13 protein-coding genes and 1 pseudogene are annotated in these 17000 nt (G+C 51.3%); 9 read left to right on the top strand and 5 right to left on the bottom strand.

The genetic code is table 11. The features are described from left to right. Nucleotides 1–327: 327 nt before the first annotated feature. Nucleotides 328–2277 carry an ABC transporter substrate-binding protein gene (locus tag ACO0LK_RS21840; protein ID WP_422978796.1) on the top strand — a complete coding sequence of 650 codons (1950 nt, stop codon included), beginning with the start codon at nt 328–330 and terminating at the stop codon, nt 2275–2277. A 40-nt stretch (nt 2278–2317) separates the two neighbouring features. Here the strand turns inward: ACO0LK_RS21840 and ACO0LK_RS21835 are convergent, their stop codons facing one another. Further along, the gene (locus ACO0LK_RS21835) at nt 2318–4177 is read right to left on the bottom strand and encodes a PHA/PHB synthase family protein (protein ID WP_422978794.1); all 1860 of its coding nucleotides are present in this window, start codon (nt 4175–4177) and stop codon (nt 2318–2320) included. A gap of 126 nt (nt 4178–4303) precedes the next feature. On the opposite strand from ACO0LK_RS21835, the gene ACO0LK_RS21830 reads away from it, so the two are divergent. Genes ACO0LK_RS21830 through ACO0LK_RS21795 form a run of 8 tightly spaced genes read left to right on the top strand, consistent with a single transcriptional unit; the run spans nt 4304 to nt 14757 of the window. Next, complete coding sequence (locus ACO0LK_RS21830) at nt 4304–5719, top strand: TolC family protein (RefSeq protein WP_422978830.1); 1416 nt, start codon at nt 4304–4306, stop codon at nt 5717–5719. A 54-nt stretch (nt 5720–5773) separates the two neighbouring features. Then, nucleotides 5774–6886 carry an HlyD family secretion protein gene (locus ACO0LK_RS21825; protein WP_422978792.1) on the top strand — a complete coding sequence of 371 codons (1113 nt, stop codon included), beginning with the start codon at nt 5774–5776 and terminating at the stop codon, nt 6884–6886. A 22-nt stretch (nt 6887–6908) separates the two neighbouring features. Continuing rightward, nucleotides 6909–8933 (top strand): ATP-binding cassette domain-containing protein, encoded by a 2025-nt coding sequence (locus ACO0LK_RS21820; protein WP_422978790.1) that lies wholly within the window; start codon nt 6909–6911, stop codon nt 8931–8933. Further along, nucleotides 8930–10084: an ABC transporter permease gene (locus ACO0LK_RS21815; protein WP_422978788.1), complete on the top strand. Its 1155-nt coding sequence runs from the start codon at nt 8930–8932 to the stop codon at nt 10082–10084. Before ACO0LK_RS21820 ends, ACO0LK_RS21815 begins: the two co-directional genes overlap by 4 nt. Before the next feature lie 16 nt (nt 10085–10100). Beyond that, nucleotides 10101–11264 (top strand): ABC transporter permease, encoded by a 1164-nt coding sequence (locus tag ACO0LK_RS21810; RefSeq protein WP_422978786.1) that lies wholly within the window; start codon nt 10101–10103, stop codon nt 11262–11264. Between the two features lie 52 nt (nt 11265–11316). Further along, entirely contained in the window at nt 11317–12096 is a 780-nt protein-coding gene (gene fabI / locus ACO0LK_RS21805; protein WP_422978784.1) for an enoyl-ACP reductase FabI, read from the top strand. A gap of 16 nt (nt 12097–12112) precedes the next feature. Then, nucleotides 12113–13534 carry a bifunctional enoyl-CoA hydratase/phosphate acetyltransferase gene (locus ACO0LK_RS21800; protein ID WP_422978782.1) on the top strand — a complete coding sequence of 474 codons (1422 nt, stop codon included), beginning with the start codon at nt 12113–12115 and terminating at the stop codon, nt 13532–13534. Next, a complete protein-coding gene (locus tag ACO0LK_RS21795; protein WP_422978780.1) occupies nt 13531–14757 on the top strand; it encodes an acetate/propionate family kinase in 1227 nt (408 codons plus the stop codon). The genes ACO0LK_RS21800 and ACO0LK_RS21795 overlap by 4 nt, the downstream gene beginning before the upstream one ends. Before the next feature lie 51 nt (nt 14758–14808). On the opposite strand, the gene ACO0LK_RS21790 is transcribed toward ACO0LK_RS21795, so the two are convergent. The 4 genes and pseudogenes from ACO0LK_RS21790 to ACO0LK_RS21775 all read right to left on the bottom strand — a co-directional run bounded on the left by ACO0LK_RS21790 (nt 14809) and on the right by ACO0LK_RS21775 (nt 16856). Continuing rightward, the gene (locus ACO0LK_RS21790) at nt 14809–15132 is read right to left on the bottom strand and encodes a hypothetical protein (protein ID WP_422978778.1); all 324 of its coding nucleotides are present in this window, start codon (nt 15130–15132) and stop codon (nt 14809–14811) included. A 322-nt stretch (nt 15133–15454) separates the two neighbouring features. Then, on the bottom strand, nt 15455–16090 hold the full coding sequence (locus ACO0LK_RS21785; protein WP_422978776.1) for a hypothetical protein: 636 nt from the start codon (nt 16088–16090) through the stop codon (nt 15455–15457). A gap of 129 nt (nt 16091–16219) precedes the next feature. After that, nucleotides 16220–16408, bottom strand: a pseudogene (locus ACO0LK_RS21780) (Rne/Rng family ribonuclease); the annotation flags it as partial. Nucleotides 16409–16496: 88 nt separating this feature from the next. Further along, nucleotides 16497–16856: a hypothetical protein gene (locus tag ACO0LK_RS21775; RefSeq protein WP_422978774.1), complete on the bottom strand. Its 360-nt coding sequence runs from the start codon at nt 16854–16856 to the stop codon at nt 16497–16499. Nucleotides 16857–17000 lie beyond the last annotated feature (144 nt).

The raw sequence follows: 17000 nt of genomic DNA, 5'->3' as shown, positions 1-17000 counted from the left end.
TAGACTGTCGCGCTTGTTTTTATGCCTCTGGCAACCGGAATTTGTTAATTTTGACAATATTCGGTTGAAGCGTTGCAGTATCCTGAAACGTAAAGACATTGCAAGGCATTGTAGCCAGATTGGTAAGGCAGACAGTGACGTGGCAATGAAACTGTCACTGTCTTGTGCATTTGAATAGAACTCATCCCCATTGATGAAATGAGTTCTGATGACGACCTTCCTTTTGGCTTTGTTGATGTGTATTTAGTCAGGAAGTGGTTTGCCGCTTCCCATTACATGAAAACGAAATTCTTCCGACACTTATTGCCAGGCCTTGTTTGCCTGTGCATGCAAATGCTGCCCATGCTGGCACAGCCTGCGCATGCCGTTGAAAAAGTGCGGCTGCAATTGAAATGGACGCATGCCTTTCAGTTTGCCGGTTATTACGCCGCCAAGGAACTGGGCTATTACCGCGAGGCGGGCCTGGATGTTGATATCCGTGAGGCACAACCCGGTGTCGATGTCATTGACGAGGTGGTGGGGGGCAAAGCTGAATACGGCATAGGTACCAGCAGCCTGGTACTGTCCCGCAAGGAAGGCAAACCGGTAGTCGTCGTAGCGGTTATTTTCCAGCATTCGCCCTTGATACTGATTGCCAGAAAAGATGCAGAGTCACAGACTGTGCATGATCTTTCTGGAAAACGCATCATGCTCGAACCGCAATCCCAGGAATTGATGGCCTATCTCAAACGGGAAAACATCTCGTTTGAGCAATTCAAAAAAGTTGAACACAGTTTCAATGTAGACGATCTGATCAAGGGCAAGGTGGATGTCATGTCTGCCTATCTGACGAATGAACCGTTTCGACTGGGGCTGGCGGGTGTTGCCTATCACATCTATACACCACGTTCTGACGGCATTGATTTTTATGGCGACAATCTGTTCACCACCGACAAGGAAATCAAGGAAAATCCAGAACGTGTGAAAGCCTTCCGTGCTGCCAGCCTGCGTGGTTGGGAATATGCGATGCAACATCAGGAAGAAATCATAGACCTGATTCTGCAACGCTATGTAGGCTTGAATAATCCAACTTACAACAAAGAGTTTTTTCATTATGAAGCAGCACAAACCAGCTACCTGCTGAGTCATGACCTGATTGCCATCGGCTATATGAACCCGGGGCGCTGGCGGCATATCGCCGATACCTACGCAGAATTGGGAATGTTGCCAGCGCATTTTTCCATGGATGATTTCTTGTATGAGCCCAATCCAGAAGTTAACTTGAGCTGGTTCTATCTTTGGAGTTTTTTTGCCTTGGTTTTTGTTGGCATAGTTGGTAGTGTTGCACTGTATATTTTGCGCGTGAACCGCAGGTTGGCTCATAGTCTGGATGAAATCCGGAAAAACGAGCTCAGACTGAGTTTCCTGTCTTCAGCAATTGAACATAGTCCCACATCTGTCATCATCACTGATGCCAATAGTGTGATCGAATACGTTAATCCGCATTTCACGACAGAAACGGGCTACTCGGCAGAGGAAGTGATAGGCAAGAAACCTGATATTCTGCAATCGGGGCAAGTCAAGCCGGAAACCTACAAGGCCATGTGGCAGCAGTTGCTACGTGGTGAGGAATGGACTGGCGAGCTGATCAATCGCCGCAAGAATGGCGAATTGTATTGGGAAGAAGCGCATATCGCTCCGGTGAAAAATACAGCGGGGAAAACCACCCACTATGTTGCCGTGAAGGTCGATGTCAGCGAGCGTAAGCTGGTCAACGACAAGCTGGCTTACCTGGCACACCATGACAGTTTGACGAACTTGCCCAACCGCATATTGTTTTTTGAACGTCTTGCACAGGGGCTGGCGCTGGCGAAAAGGAACAAGACACGGCTGGCACTGATGTACATCGATCTCGACCGCTTCAAACCTGTCAACGATACCTTTGGTCATGCTGTGGGAGATGTGTTATTGCAGCAGGCAGCAGAGCGCATGAAACGCTGTCTGCGCGACTCAGACACAGTGGGGCGCATAGGCGGCGATGAATTTGTTGCGCTGACTTTAAACGTCAACGATGAGCAAAGTGCAGGCGTGTTGGCTGAAAAGATCCGTACGGCATTATCTGCCCCTTTTATGATTGCAGAACATACCCACCTTATTTCTGCCAGTATAGGCATTGCCATCTATCCCGATCATGGATTGTCAGAGCTGGAACTGGCGAAAAAAGCCGATATGGCCATGTACGCGGCCAAGGCCAACGGACGCAACCAGGTGATTCTGTATTTTCCTGGTATGGGGTAAGCGTTCAATCAATAGAACGCATCCCTATTGATGAAATGAGTTACTTTTCAAACACATAGATGCCTGGTGCTACTCCCAGTTGCTGGTCCGGTACCGGTAGTGCCTTGATCTGCTTGGCGCTGGAGTGGCTTGCCAGCCATGCCTGCCAGTGTACCCACCAGGAACCTTCTTCTGTTGCTGCTGCATGTAGCCAGTCATCTGCCTGCTGATAAAATTCGCCGCGCTTGTCCGACGCCAGGTGTTGATAGGTTCTGTGTGCATGCCCAGGTTCGGAGACGATACCGGCATTGTGCCCGCCGGAAGCAAGTACAAAATCGATGGGGGCATCGCAAAGCAAATGAATCTTGTAGACAGAGCGCCATGGCGATACATGGTCACGTACGGTACCAACTACATACATCGGCACGCGGATATTGTTCAGCGCAACCGCGTGACCATGCACTTCATAACGACCTTCTGCCAGATCATTGTGCAGAAACAGGTGTTTCAGGTATTCGCTATGCATGCGATATGGCATACGGGTGGTGTCGGCATTCCATGACATCAGATCATTGGGCGAATTACGGGTACCCAACTGGTATTCGCGCATGATTTTTGACCAGATCAGATCGCGTGAATTCAGCAATTGGAATGAGCCCGTCATCTGCTCACCTGTCAGGTAACCTTGCTCCCACATTTGCGCGTCCAGCATGGCGATCTGGCTTTCATCAATGAACAAGCCCAGTTCGCCAGGTTCGCTAAAGTCGGTTTGTGCTGCCAGCAGGTTCACGGACTGAATTTTCGGCAGGTCCGATCTGAAATCTTCTGCATGGCCACTGGCCAATGCGGCCGCTCCTATGGCGAGCAAGGTGCCACCAAGGCAATAGCCGACCGTATGGACGAATTTATGCCTGGAAAGCCGGCCAACCTCTGCCAATGCGCTGAACAGACCGCTATCGAGATAGTCTTGCATACTAAGGTCGCGGTCTTCCTTGCCAGGGTTTTTCCAGGAAATCATGAATACCGTATGGCCCTGATTCACCAGGAAGCGCACCATCGAATTATGTGGCGACAAGTCGAGGATGTAATATTTCATGATCCACGACGGCACGATCAGTAAAGGTTCTGCATACACTTGCGTGGTTTGCGGTGTGTACTGTATGAGTTCTATCAAATGATTGCGAAAGACAACCTTGCCTTCAGTAACAGCCACATCGCGGCCCGGTTGGTAAGCCAGTTGTTCATTGCTGTGCTTACCAGTATCAATGCCGGGTGGACTGTATTCAATGCCGTTATCCTGCATCCAGTGCGTGGCACCGGTAATCAGATTTTTTCCTGCTGAGGCTTTGGTTGCGGCGATCACTTCGGGATTGGCCCAGGGCATATTTGACGGCGACATCATATCCAGTAATTGGCGCGACATGAAATTGACGACGTTTTCATGATGGGCAGTTACCCCACGTATGCCAGTCGTTGCTTTTTGCCAGAACTCCTGTCTTTGCAGGAAATACTGGCTGAAGGCATTAAAGGGCCAGTTTGACCAGCCTGCATCTGCGAAACGGCTGTCGGATACCGATGGATGAATGGCAGACTGTTCAGAAGTCTTGCCCAGCAGAGCCGGTGCCAGCAGTTCAGGCCAACTGGCGATTTGTTTCTGGACCAGATTCATCAATTCCAATTGTTTGCCAGGCGACAGAGCCAGGTGCATTGCCCAGTCCATCACTGCCAGTGTGACGCTGGCCGGCGAAATACCGCCGGTCAGTTTGGCAATATGGTTTTGCAATGCCATGTCCAGAGGGTGGACTTCTGCTTCATTACCGCTGAGATAGCAAATCTGCTGCGACTGTTGTGGTGCATACGATGCAGTTCCAGTGGTTCCAGTGGTTTTGGCGGGTGCTGTCTGACTGTAATCGGATTTCATCTGTGCTTCCTCAAAAGGATGTTTCGCTATTCTTGCAAATATGACAGTGAACTGAGTTGATGTTAATCAACTACATTGTGCAAATGCAGCAATACACTAAGCGTACTCTTCTTTGGTGAATTCGTGATGACTCTGCTTGGTTCTGATTACCTTTATGAACGCACTCAATCTATGGCCAGCCTGCGACTGAAATTGGCTGCTTTCCGGTTCATGGGCATATGCCGTAAGGCATTGACATTAAAGCCTTTAATTCAAAGTTTGATCTGCATCAATGTTTTACTGATCTGTTTTCCGGTTGGCGCTACCGAGACGTTAGAGCAGGTATGGGGCATCGCATTGCAACGCGATCACGTACTTGCTGCTTCGCAGCAAAAAGAGCAGGCAGCACTGCATCAACTGTCGTCGGCACAGGCAAATTATTTGCCAAGGATAACGCTGGAAAGTGGCTATACGCGTACTGAAAGCGAACCCGCTGCGAAAGTGAATATACCGGCGCTGCCGATGCTGAAAGGGACAACGCTGCCGTTTGCCCAGGATTCTGCCTATTTTGGAGGTGTCAGTATTTCTGCTCCTCTTTTTACCAGCGGGAAAATTTCTTCAGGCGTCGCTGCCGCCCAGGCACAGTCAGAAGCAACGCAGGCACATAGCCAGCTCACACGCAGTGATTTGAAGCTGGCCATTGCGCAGAGCTATATCGCGGTGCTGCGCGCGGGGCATGCAGTCAATGTCAGCAATGCCCATATTGCGTCGGTCAGCAAGCATGTGGATGATGTTCAGGCCTTATTCGACAAAGGCTATGTTGCGAGGCATGATTTATTGGCGTCACAGGTGGCGATGGCCAATGCCCGCCAATTGGGTTTGCAGGCGAATAATGCCTATGAACTGGCGTGTGCGGCACTGAACCGATGGCTGGGTCGCCAGTACGACAGTGCTGTCGCAATACAGGATATCGGCAACATTGCTAACGAGGCCTCTGCAACGGATTTGCCGGCGTTGTTGCAAACTGCCACTGCACAACGGAAGGAATTGCAAGAACTGGCCAGACAAAGCATGGCCTATAAAAAGCAGGCCAGCAGTGTCGCCGCCGGGCATTTGCCGCAGATTGGGCTGACTGCGGGCTATAGCAAACTCGATAATCGCTACCTGGCTGAAGACAAGGGCTGGTATGTAGGCATAGTCATGAAATGGGATCTGTTTGACGGCGGCCTGATACGCCATCAGGCTTCTCAATTGTCTGCCACTGCGCAAGCCATCAATGAAATGGAAGCGGATACGCGTGAACGTATTGCACTACAGGTGCATCAATCCTGGCTTTCCCGCCAGGAAGCCAGCGCCCGCATGCGTCTGGTCGGTAAGGCGGTTGAGCAGGCTGACGAAACCCTGGCATTGGCACGTGAGCGTTATCGTTCTGGCCTGGCACCGAATAGTGATGTGCTGGATGCCGAAGCCCGTCGCCTGCAAGCATATTCAAATCGCGACAACGCAATCTATGACCATGAATTCGCCCGCCTGCAATTGTTGCACGCATCCGGACAGCTTTGAAAAAACGAACTCCAAATACCTGCAATAAAAAGCGCATAGATCCAGGAACAGCAGATGGAAAATAAATCGAAATTACTCGGTCCGGTATTGCTTGGCGTCGCCGCCGCAGTCATTGCCGGTGGCTACTTTTACTACCTGGCACAAAGCAGGAAGATGCCCGAAGGCCTGATTGTTGCCAATGGCCGTGTTGAGGGTGACCGCATAGTCGCTGCTGCCAAATATCCTGGCCGTATCAGCAAGGTGTTTGCCAAAGAGGGGGATAGCGTCAAAGCAGGTACAGTTATCGCGCAGCTTGAAGAGGAAAGCGTTCAGGCCAAGGTCGAGCAAGCCAGGCAGGCTTCCAACGCAACTGAGGCGCAGGTCCGGGCGGCCCAGGGTACGCTGGACGTAGCACAAAAGGAAGTGCCACTCGGCATCAGTCTGGCAGATGCGACTGTCAGTCAGGCACAGGCCGCCTATGCCAAAGCGTCTGCCGTTGAGCGACAAGCACAGCTTGATGCCAACAGACATAAGGATTTGTTTGAGCGTGGCGTTATCGAGAAGCATCGTTATGAACAGGCTGATCTGGCATGGCAGGTCGCGCAGTCTGATGTCAAGGCAGCACAGGAAGCGATCAATCGGGCCAGGCAGGGACTGTCCCAGGCGCAGTTGGGAAATGACAAGGTCAAAGCCCGGCAGCAGGATATAACAGCCTTGAAAGCACAGCACGACAGGGCAGAAGCGGCGGTGACCGAAGCCAATTCTGTACTGTCAGATTTGCTCATCAAGTCGCCTGGTTCTGGTGTGGTGCTGACACGCCTGCGCGAGCCGGGTGAGGTTGTGATGCCTGGTGGATCCATACTGGAGATGGTGGATCTTGATCATTTATACCTGAAGGTCTATGTCGCAGAATCCAAAATAGGTCAATTGCGTCTGGGTTTGCCAGCGCGTATCTATGTCGATTCCCAGGGAGACCAATTCTATGAAGCCAGAGTCAGCTACATTGCCACCAGAGCAGAATTCACACCCAAAGAAGTGCAGACCACAGACGAGCGGGTGAAACTGGTGTATGCAGTCAAGCTCAGCATAGAAAAAAATCCTGAACACAAACTGACGCCTGGCATTCCGGCAGATGCCGTTATCCGCTGGAAAGACGACCAGGCCTGGCAAAAGCCTCGCTGGAAATAAATCTCAACGATGGCCAAAGAAGATGAGTCAAATGCAGCCAGAAGTGAATAAGCCCAAGCCGGTGGTGCTGGCGCATGCACTGATGAAGTCGTATGGCAGCAGTATTGCCATGGACGGGATTGATTTGCAGGTGGATGCTGGTGAGATCTATGGATTGATAGGCCCTGACGGGGCAGGTAAGAGTAGTTTGCTGAAATCTGTTGCTGGCGTGTTGGCACATGATGGCGGTGAGCTGCAAGTATTTGGGACATTGATCAATTCCGAAAAAAGCAGTGAACTGATCAAGGACCGGATAGGGCTCATGCCTCAGGGTCTGGGTCAGAATTTGTATGGGGATCTGTCGGTTGAGGAAAACATCGATTACTTCGGCGGTTTGCGTCTCTTGCGCAAAGCCGAATTGAACGAACGCAAGGAAGCCCTGTTGCGCAGTACCAGGCTGGAAAGATTCCGTGATCGCCCCATGAAAAACCTTTCCGGCGGCATGAAACAAAAGCTGGGGCTGGTCTGTACACTCATCCATGAGCCACAACTGGTGATCCTGGATGAGCCAACCACGGGTGTAGACCCGGTGTCCCGGCGAGAATTCTGGAGCATCCTTGCGCGTCTGCTGAAAGAAAAAGGTATTACTGCGCTGGTATCGACCGCCTATATGGATGAAGCCAGCCGCTTTCACCGCGTTTCACTCATGCATGCCGGAAAGATACTGGCATCTGGCGAACCGGAAACAATCAAGGCACTGGCAGCAGGTTCGATTATCAGCATGCTCTGTAGCCAGCCATTACAGCAAGTTGCAGCGGTTCACCAACTTGGCCTGCAATTTCCGCAGATGGAGGTCCTGGGGCAAGATATACGTGTCTACGTGGATGAAACCTATGCCGGAAAAGCCAGCGCGCAAGTACAACAATGCATACCCGATATTGCCATCAGTCATAGCGAAGTGCTGGAACCTGAACTGGAAGATGTCTTTATCGCCCTTTTGCGAAAAAAGCAGTTATTGGCTGGTAAAGGCACGCAAAAGTCTTTAGACACACAAGATTCGTCTGTAAAGCGGCATGCCGATCTTGGCCTGGCAATAGAGGCAGAAAATCTGTCACGTACTTTCGGTGTTTTCAAAGCGGTCGATGATCTTAGCTTTCGCGTACCACAAGGCGAGATTTTTGGTTTGCTGGGGGCGAATGGTGCAGGTAAAAGCACTGTCATTAAAATGCTGACAGGCATACTGAGCCCCAGCAGCGGCAAGGGCAGGGTGGCAGGAGCAGACATGCGTGACGCCGGTCGGCAGATACGCGAACGTATAGGCTATATGTCCCAGGCTTTTTCACTGTACCTGGATTTGTCTGTGCTGGAAAACATACGCCTGTATGCGGGTATCTACGGCTTGACCAGGCAGGAAACCGCAGCACGCATGGACTGGATACTCGACATGGCGGGCTTGCGCCCCTTTGGCAGCGCACTGGCGGCCAGCTTGCCCATGGGCTTGCGCCAGCGGCTGGCTTTGGGCTGCGCATTAATACACAGGCCACAAGTCTTGTTTCTGGATGAGCCCACATCTGGCGTAGACCCTTTGGGGCGCCGGGCCTTCTGGGAAGTACTGTTCAAACTCTCACGCGAAGAAAACGTGACGATACTGGTCACGACCCACTATATGTCAGAGGCTGAACATTGTGACCATATCGCCCTCATGTATGCCGGACGTATTGTGGCCGATGCTTCGCCTGACAGATTGAAAGCAGATGTGGAGGCGCAGGCAGGCAAACTGTATGAATTGAAGACGGCTGGTGACGCCAACCAGGCGCAGTCCATGGTGGATATTTTGCAGAAAAGCGGATTTTCCAGTGCGGCATTGTTTGGCTCACGCATTCACGTCATGTTGCCGGACCCAGTGCAAGATTTGTCGCGCTTGCAAATGCTGATTCAAGCATTTGAAATTCAGTTCCAGCAAAAAATCCAGTTCCTGCAAAAGCGACTGAGCATGGAAGATGTATTCGTTCACATCGTGACGAGGCTGGAAGCTGAAGATGCCAAAGCCAGGGGGGAGCAAGCATGAATCTGCGGCGCATCAGCGTAGTCGCTTATAAGGAATGGCGCGAAATTGTGCGCGACCGCCTATTTTTTGCCCTGGCATTCGTCGTGCCATCTCTGTTGATGCTGCTGTTTGGCTATGGCCTGTCACTGGATGTGGAAAACATCCCGCTGGCCATTGTTGATTATGACCAGTCCGTCAGCTCACGTGACTACGCGCATCACTTCAGCGATTCCCGTTATTTTTCATTTCAGGGCTATGCGCAAAGAGAATCGGATGTAGAAAAATTATTGATCGATAACAGTCTGCGGGCAGTGATTATTATCCCGCCCGATTTTGGCATACGTTTAAAGTCAGGGCAGGCGACCACGGTGCAGACCTGGATAGATGGCACTTTCCCGTTCCGTGCCTTGACGGCAAAAGGCTATGTCACGGCCATTAATGCTGCCATGAATCTTGATAGTCTATCGGCCCATTTTTCTGCATTGACAGGAATAGGGCAGGACAGCCTGCGTAACAGTATGCAGGCGGTGAAGCTGGAAACACGTTATCTGTACAACCAGGAAGTCAAAAGTATCTGGTCAATTGCACCCAAACTTATCATGGTCATCCTCATGCTGTCACCGCCGTTTTTGACAGCGTTGGGGGTAGTCAGGGAAAAAGAATCAGGTGCCATCTACAATGTCTACTCTTCCACCTTGTCACGTGGTGAATACCTGATCGGGAAATTGCTGCCCTACGTCGGTATTTCGGTTGTTAATGCCTCTGCGCTGACAGCGTTTGCCCTGCTGTTGTTCGGTGCGCCATTCAAGGGCGATCCCGTATTCTTTTTGCTGTCCACAATACTGTATGTGATTTGCACCACCGGCATAGGCTTACTGGTTTCGGTGATGGTGAATACCCAGGTGGCAGCCATGGTGGGCACGGCTATTGTGACGGTCGTACCGGCTGTACTGTATTCAGGCATGATCATTCCTATTCCTTCACTGTCGGCAATTGCATCTGTTATTGCGCATATCCTCCCGGGCATGTATTACGCTGAAATCGCCATGGGCAGTTTTCTCAAGGGCGTGGGACTGGCCGCCTTGTGGCAAGATATGTTGATCCTGGCACTCTATGCGGCGGCCTTGTTCACGGCGGGTTTTCTTGGTTTTTCCAAGCGACCAAAGAATTGATACGAAGGGAGGTGAAATGAGTAATCTGTTGGATCGTATCTGGTGGAGCCGCTTGCAGGCCATGACCTGGAAAGAGTTATTGCAACTCATGCGCGATCCCATTCTTCTTGTATTCGTGCTGTATGCATTTTCTGCCGATATTTATAATGCGGCTTCCGGTGTGTCATTCCAGTTAAATAATGCAGCCTTAGTATTATTTGACCTGGACCGTAGTGCTGCATCACGTGAACTGGCTGGGCGCTTCATGCCGCCTGAATTTCGCTGGATAGGAGCAATCAGTCATGCCAGCCAGGGACAACAACTGCTGGATGACGGCAAGGCCATGGCGGTGCTGGACATACCGCCTGGTTTTTCTGACCGGCTGGCGCGTGGTGATACGGCTGCAGTGCAGATGCAGATCGATGCGTCAAATTCGGTACAGGGTTTTTTGGCAGCCGTGGATGCCACACAAATCGTTACGCGTTATGGGCTGGAGCAGGCAGCCCAACGGTTTGGTGTCGTGGCAGGTGCGATGGGTGGGGCGCTGGAAGTGCCCATCATCAATAACCAGACCCGCGTTTGGTTCAATCCCAACCAGAATGATGCCTGGTTTATGGGGATATCAGAATTATTGAATGTCATTACCCTATTTTCCATGCTGCTGCCTGCTGCCGCCATGGTCAGGGAAAAAGAGCGTGGCACCATAGAACAATTGCTGGTGTCGCCTTTGTCACCGCTGCAAATCATGATACCCAAGATTGTGGCTATGGTGGCGGTGATACTGGGTGGCACCGCGCTTGGATTGTTCGGCATCCTGGTGCCGGTATTTGCGGTGCCGGTCGCAGGAAGTTTGTTATTGTTCTTTGTGCTGACTACATTGTATGTAAGCACCCTGGCTGGAATAGGAATATTAATCGCCACTATGACACGCAATATGGCGCAGGCTGGCATGATGGTCATCCTCATCATTGCACCCATGATGTTTTTGTCGGGAGCATGGACACCACCAGAAGCCATGCCTGCCATCATGCGTATGGGCATGTATGTGTCACCGCTGTATTACTACATCAATGCAAGTTATGGAATTTTGATGAAAGGGGCTGGATTCAATGTCTTATGGCCCATGTTCGCAGGTATATTGCTGATCGCTGTACTGATCAGTTTAACCACGATAGTGCGTTTCAAAAAACAGTTTGCCTGATGTGTGGCCAGGGCAAGCATCTGGTTTGAATTTAACCGAGATGGATACAAAGATGAATGCAGCAAGTTCTTCATTTTCATTACAAGGCAAGCGCGGCCTGATCATCGGTCTGGCAAATGAACACAGTATCGCCTATGGCTGTGCCGCCATGATACGGCAGCTAGGTGCAAAAATGGTCTTGTCTTGCGTGAACGCCAGGGCGCATCAATTTGTCGCACCACTGGCAAGCAGGCTGGAGTCAACACTGATAGCTTGCGACGTAGAACAGGAGGGATCGCTGGAAGCCCTGGTTGACTTGGCCATTCAGGAATTGGGTGAACTGGATTTTGTCATCCATTCGATTGCCTGGGCGCCCTTAGATGATTTGCATGGTCGTGTTATCGATAGTTCAAGCGCCGGTTTTCTGCGTGCCATGAATGTGTCCTGCCATTCCTTTGCCCGCATGGCCAAACTTTGTGAGCCGCATTTAAGCAAGAATGCCAGCATCATGACCATGACCTACCTGGGTGCCGACGAAGCCGTTGCTAACTATGGCATCATGGGCCCGGTCAAGGCGGCGCTGGAATCAACAGTGCGTTATCTGGCGACTGAACTCGGCCCGGGTGGTACACGTGTGCACGCGATTTCACCAGGACCGGTGCCTACACGTGCAGCCTCTGGATTACAGGATTTTGATGTACTGATGCAGAAAGCTGTGGCCCGGTCACCACTGGGCAGACTGGTGACACTGGACGAGATAGGCAGGCTGGCCGCATTTCTGATCAGCGATGCATCATCCGGCATGACAGGGCAAACGCTATATGTTGACGGCGGTTATCACATCGTGAATTAATGAAAGCACAGATCAAATGAATACCATCAACACAGCAACGAATGAGCAAGACCTGATCTCCAACGTCGTGTACGAAGACCTGCAGATAGGGCAGACTGCCAGCCAGGTCCGTACGCTGACAAACACGGACATTCAGGCTTTTGCCACGGTTTCTGGCGATGTCAATCCGGCTCACCTTGATGCAGAATATGCGGAACATACATTATTCCATGGCGTGATTGCTCATGGCATGTGGGGCGGGGCTCTGATTTCGACTATCCTGGGCACACGTCTGCCAGGGCCAGGTACGATTTATCTCGAGCAAAATCTGCACTTCGTCAAACCTGTGCGCATAGGTGATACGCTGACGGTGTCTGTGACGGTCGTGTCAAAAGATGATGAGAAAAAACATGTCACCCTGGATTGTGAAATCCTGAATCAGAAAGGGGCCAGGGTCGTCTACGGCAATGCGCTGGTCATTGCCCCGACCGAAAAAGTCAGTCGCCCGCGTGCGCACCTTCCCACCATGACCATGTTCGATTTGGGTGAACGTCAGCGTAGCTTGCTCGATAGCGTCAAAAACCTGCCAGCGATACGCTGTGCAGTCGTACACCCCTGCGATGCAGATTCTTTGCAGGGTGCTGTGGATGCAGCAAAGCAGGGCCTGATCATTCCCATATTGATTGCCCCGGCAGAAAAGCTCGCAGCTGTAGCGGCTACAGCCCAGATTGATATCAGTGGCTATCAATTGATTGATGTAGCCCATAGCCATGCGGCTGCTGAGATGGCAGCAGACATGGCTGCCAGCGGCAAGGTGGAAGCCCTGATGAAAGGCAGTTTGCATACCGATGAACTGATGCATGCCGTTGTTGAATGCACAGCCTTGCGCACCGGGCGCCGCCTGTCACATGTGTATCACCTGGATGTCCCCATGTATCACAAGCTTTTGCTACTGACCGATGCTGCCCTGAATATTTACCCCACATTGATGGAAAAGGCCGACATCCTGCAAAACGCCATCAATCTGGCACATGCATTGAATATCCCTGAACCCAAGGTGGCCTTGTTGTCCGCAGTAGAAACGGTGAACCCCAGGATCAATTCCACCATTGATGCCGCAGCCCTATGCAAAATGGTGGAAAGAAAGCAAATCACCGGGGCAATTGTTGATGGCCCCCTGGCGTTTGACAATGCCATATCTGCCCGTGCAGCGCGGATCAAAGGTATCGTTTCTGCTGTCTCTGGCGATGTAGATATCCTCATGGTGCCCGACCTGGAGTCTGGCAACATGCTGGGCAAGCAATTTGAATATCTGGCCGGTGCCGCCACCTGTGGCGTGGTGGTTGGTGCAAAGGTCCCGATTGCCCTCACCAGCCGTGCTGACGGCCCATCTTCAAGAGTTGCTTCGGCAGCCCTGATCAAATTGCTGGCATATGAGTACCGGAAAACCGCACCATGAAAAAATCCGTCATCCTGTCGGTGAATTCGGGCTCGTCGAGCATCAAATTTGCCTTGTATCCATACACCGATGAGGGCGTGACCAGTACCAGCCTGACAGGTGTCATTGAAGGCTTGCAACCAGGTGGCAAGCCCCAGATCAAATTCCGCACGGCTAGTGAAACTAAAGAGCTGGCACTGGATGAGACAGCAATCAACGCCGCTGGCGCTGATCAGTTTGCTACAGCCCTGCAAGCCTTGCATGGCTTGTTGATGGCACATAGTGCAGACATACAGATCAAAGCCGTCGCCCATCGCATCGTCCACGGGGGAGAGCGTTTTTCTGCTTCTATCGTGATCGATGACGATGCACTCCACTATTTGCATACGCTGGACAGTCTGGCGCCTTTGCATCAACCCCATAATCTGGACGGTGTCGTTGCCTTCCATCGCGCCTATCCCGACATACCGCAGATTGCCTGTTTCGACACGGGCTTTCACGCCGAAATGCCGGATTGCGAAACCACGCTGGCATTACCACAGGCTTTGCGCGCCACAGGCATACGTCGCTACGGTTTTCATGGTCTGTCGTATCGTTATGTTGCCAGCCATCTCGCCCAGCAATCGGCACGGGCATTTGATCCTGCTGCCGGGTGTGTCATCATGCTGCACCTGGGCAATGGTGCCAGCGCTTGTGCCATGAAAAACGGTAAAAGTATCGCTACTTCCATGGGCTTTTCTGCTCTGGATGGCTTGATGATGGGCACCCGCTGCGGCGCGCTTGACCCGGGTGTCATGCTGCACCTGATGCAAAAAGGTTGGGATGAACAACGACTGGAAACGACCTTGTACAAGGAATCTGGTTTGCTGGGTGTATCCGGTATTTCTGCCGACATGCGCACCCTGCGTGGTAGCAGCGATGTGCAAGCGGGCTTTGCCATCGACTTGTTTACCTACCGTGTCATACGCGAATGCGGCGCATTAAGTGCCTGCCTGAATGGACTGGATGTATTGGTATTTACCGGCGGCATAGGGGAGCATGATGCCGTACTCAGACGGCAGGTCGCAGAAGGCCTAGCTTATCTCGGCGTGCAGGTGGACACGACAAAGAACAATGCTGCCCGTGGTGACGGCATCATGTCCATCCATACCCCATACAGCAGTACAGAAGTGTGGGTAGTACCTACTGATGAAGGACGCATTGCTGCCATGGATGCACAGCAACTGCTGCAAGCCATGCATTGAGATGCATGTTGTCGGCGACGCAAGCCACGCCAGCACTTCCTTGGTCTAGGTTTAATTTAGAGCGGCGTTTTTTGCGGATATTTTTTTAATGTCTTCGATCTTGGATTTCAAGGCTTTCAACTCATCCAGCGACTTGGATGCCCTGGGCGACAAAGTTTCAGTCTCTTTGACGATATCCAAAAGCACGTCAGTGATCAGACCCAACTGTGTACCGTAAGACGCTGCATTGAATACTTGCTCTTCTATTGCCGCATCCCCTGATACCGGCGGAATCATGGACGTGAACCAGGTCGTCCTCGGCTCAATCCTTTGTGCAACACTGCCACTCCAGGGAAAGTGAACCTGTGGTGACCACACCCAAAGCCATGGATACATGATAACTCCTTGTTGTGATAAAACATGCGGACAGGAAAAAGTGAAACCCGGTTAAGGTACTCCGAAAAGTGGCGAATCCAAATTCTGCAACTTTACTCTGGCGAGCAAATTGCTTCGATAGGTGTTGCCTAAAAAATATCATCTATTCAGGCAATGTGCAATCAACATTTGCTGCATTGCGCTGCGCAGCAACATGTATTTAGTTGGGGGAATAACTCGCGTCAGTCGTAAAGGCGGGGCAAGCTTGATAGCAAGCCAAAATCAGCCAGAGATGTTGAGACTATACGATCCATGAGGTTTATCGCCAGATGCTTGTAGGAGACTAGTCCACCAGTGATCGTTTGGCCCATTCTGGCGCTTCGCAAGGGTTGGGTTTATCGTCGTTGAAATCGGCTAACACCTGCACAGTCTTTTCATCGCGCTGCCAGTAAACTTTCCCGTTAGCCGTGAAGATCAGGCGCTTCTCCTGGTCTTGGCCTGACCATTCTGCACCTGCTACTTCATTGCTGGATGCTTTGCGTATGCTCCCTTCATAGACGACTTCAAGCCCATGAGGGATATGCTCAGGATGGGGCGGGGTCCCCTTCGCGGCAGAAAGTGAAATTTTGCGGTTCGTTTTAAAATTACCGCCGCCACCCCAGGTATCACCTTGGGGCCAGAGCCCGAGAGCATATAGCCATGGCAGACGGCTGACGCCTGTCCAGGCAGAGGTGTAACTTGTGCGGCTGCGTCGCCCGTTATGCACGAAATAAACCAGCAGTTCTCCATCTGGCGACAGGTCGCAACGTTCAGGATATATGCGGCCACGTATCCATGCGCCGGATTCAAAAGTGTCATTGCGGGTATCCCAGCGAATGACATGAAACCAGTTGGTCGGTCCGCGCGCGAAGATAGCTGCTACATGTGCATCTTTGGCGAAAATGACGAAGAGTCTTGGGCTGGGTGCTGGGGTACTCATTGATTTTACGTTGCCATATTGCTTGGTTTAAACAAGTGGAGCCTAGTACATTGCGCATCACTCTATTCATGCATAGTCAGGGGCAAGTCTGGCTTTGCCCCTGACTTATACTGAATACTCGCTATCGTATTACATCAGAATAATATCGTACTGCTCCTGATGAAACACGTTTTCCACCTGCAATGAAATCGGTTTGCCGATGAAGTCACCGAGCATCGCCAAATGTTGGGATTCTTCTTCCAGGAACATGTCGACTACCACTTGCGAAGCCATGATGCGGAATTCACGCGGGTTGAATTGTTTGGCTTCGCGCAGCAGATGGCTATGTCACACGCGTGCTTTGCGTTTGGATGAAAATGGTGTCAAGCTGGTCTGCTGGCAAGCCTCACACCATTTTCTGTGCAAATTACAGCTCTAATGCTGCCTCGATATCTGATACTTTGCGTCGGGCGAGTGCCAGGTTTGACTTGGACTTATCCAGCACGACATACAAGAACAGGCCTTCGTGTTTGGCCAATGGGCGCAAGATATGGTATTGCTTACCCAAAGTGATCAGGATATCTTCAATCACGTCATCGATCGCCAGGGATTGCATGGTTTTCAGTTTTGCACGCACTACTTCAGTATTGCCTGCTGCTGCAATTTCCAGATCCAGTCCGCTTCCTGCCTGTCCCAGTATCATGCCGCTGCTGGAATCTACCAAAGCCGCGCATTGCGCGCCATCCAGAGTCAGTAAATTTTGTACTGATTGATTAATATTCGCCATTCAAAACTCCAATATAACGACGTCAAGAAAAAAACAAACGACGTGACGCCTAAAACGACATTTGTTTGAAAGAAATCTGTAGCGCTAACCAGTGATCTCCCGTGTGATGCAGGGAAGGGGCTTGTCAGCTTTTTATCTCAAGCT

The sequence above is a fragment of the Undibacterium sp. Ji49W genome (assembly GCF_049340205.1).
GTDB lineage: Bacteria > Pseudomonadota > Gammaproteobacteria > Burkholderiales > Burkholderiaceae_D > Undibacterium.
Note: the sequence above shows the minus strand (reverse complement) of the source record. Positions and strands in the feature narration are given on the sequence as shown.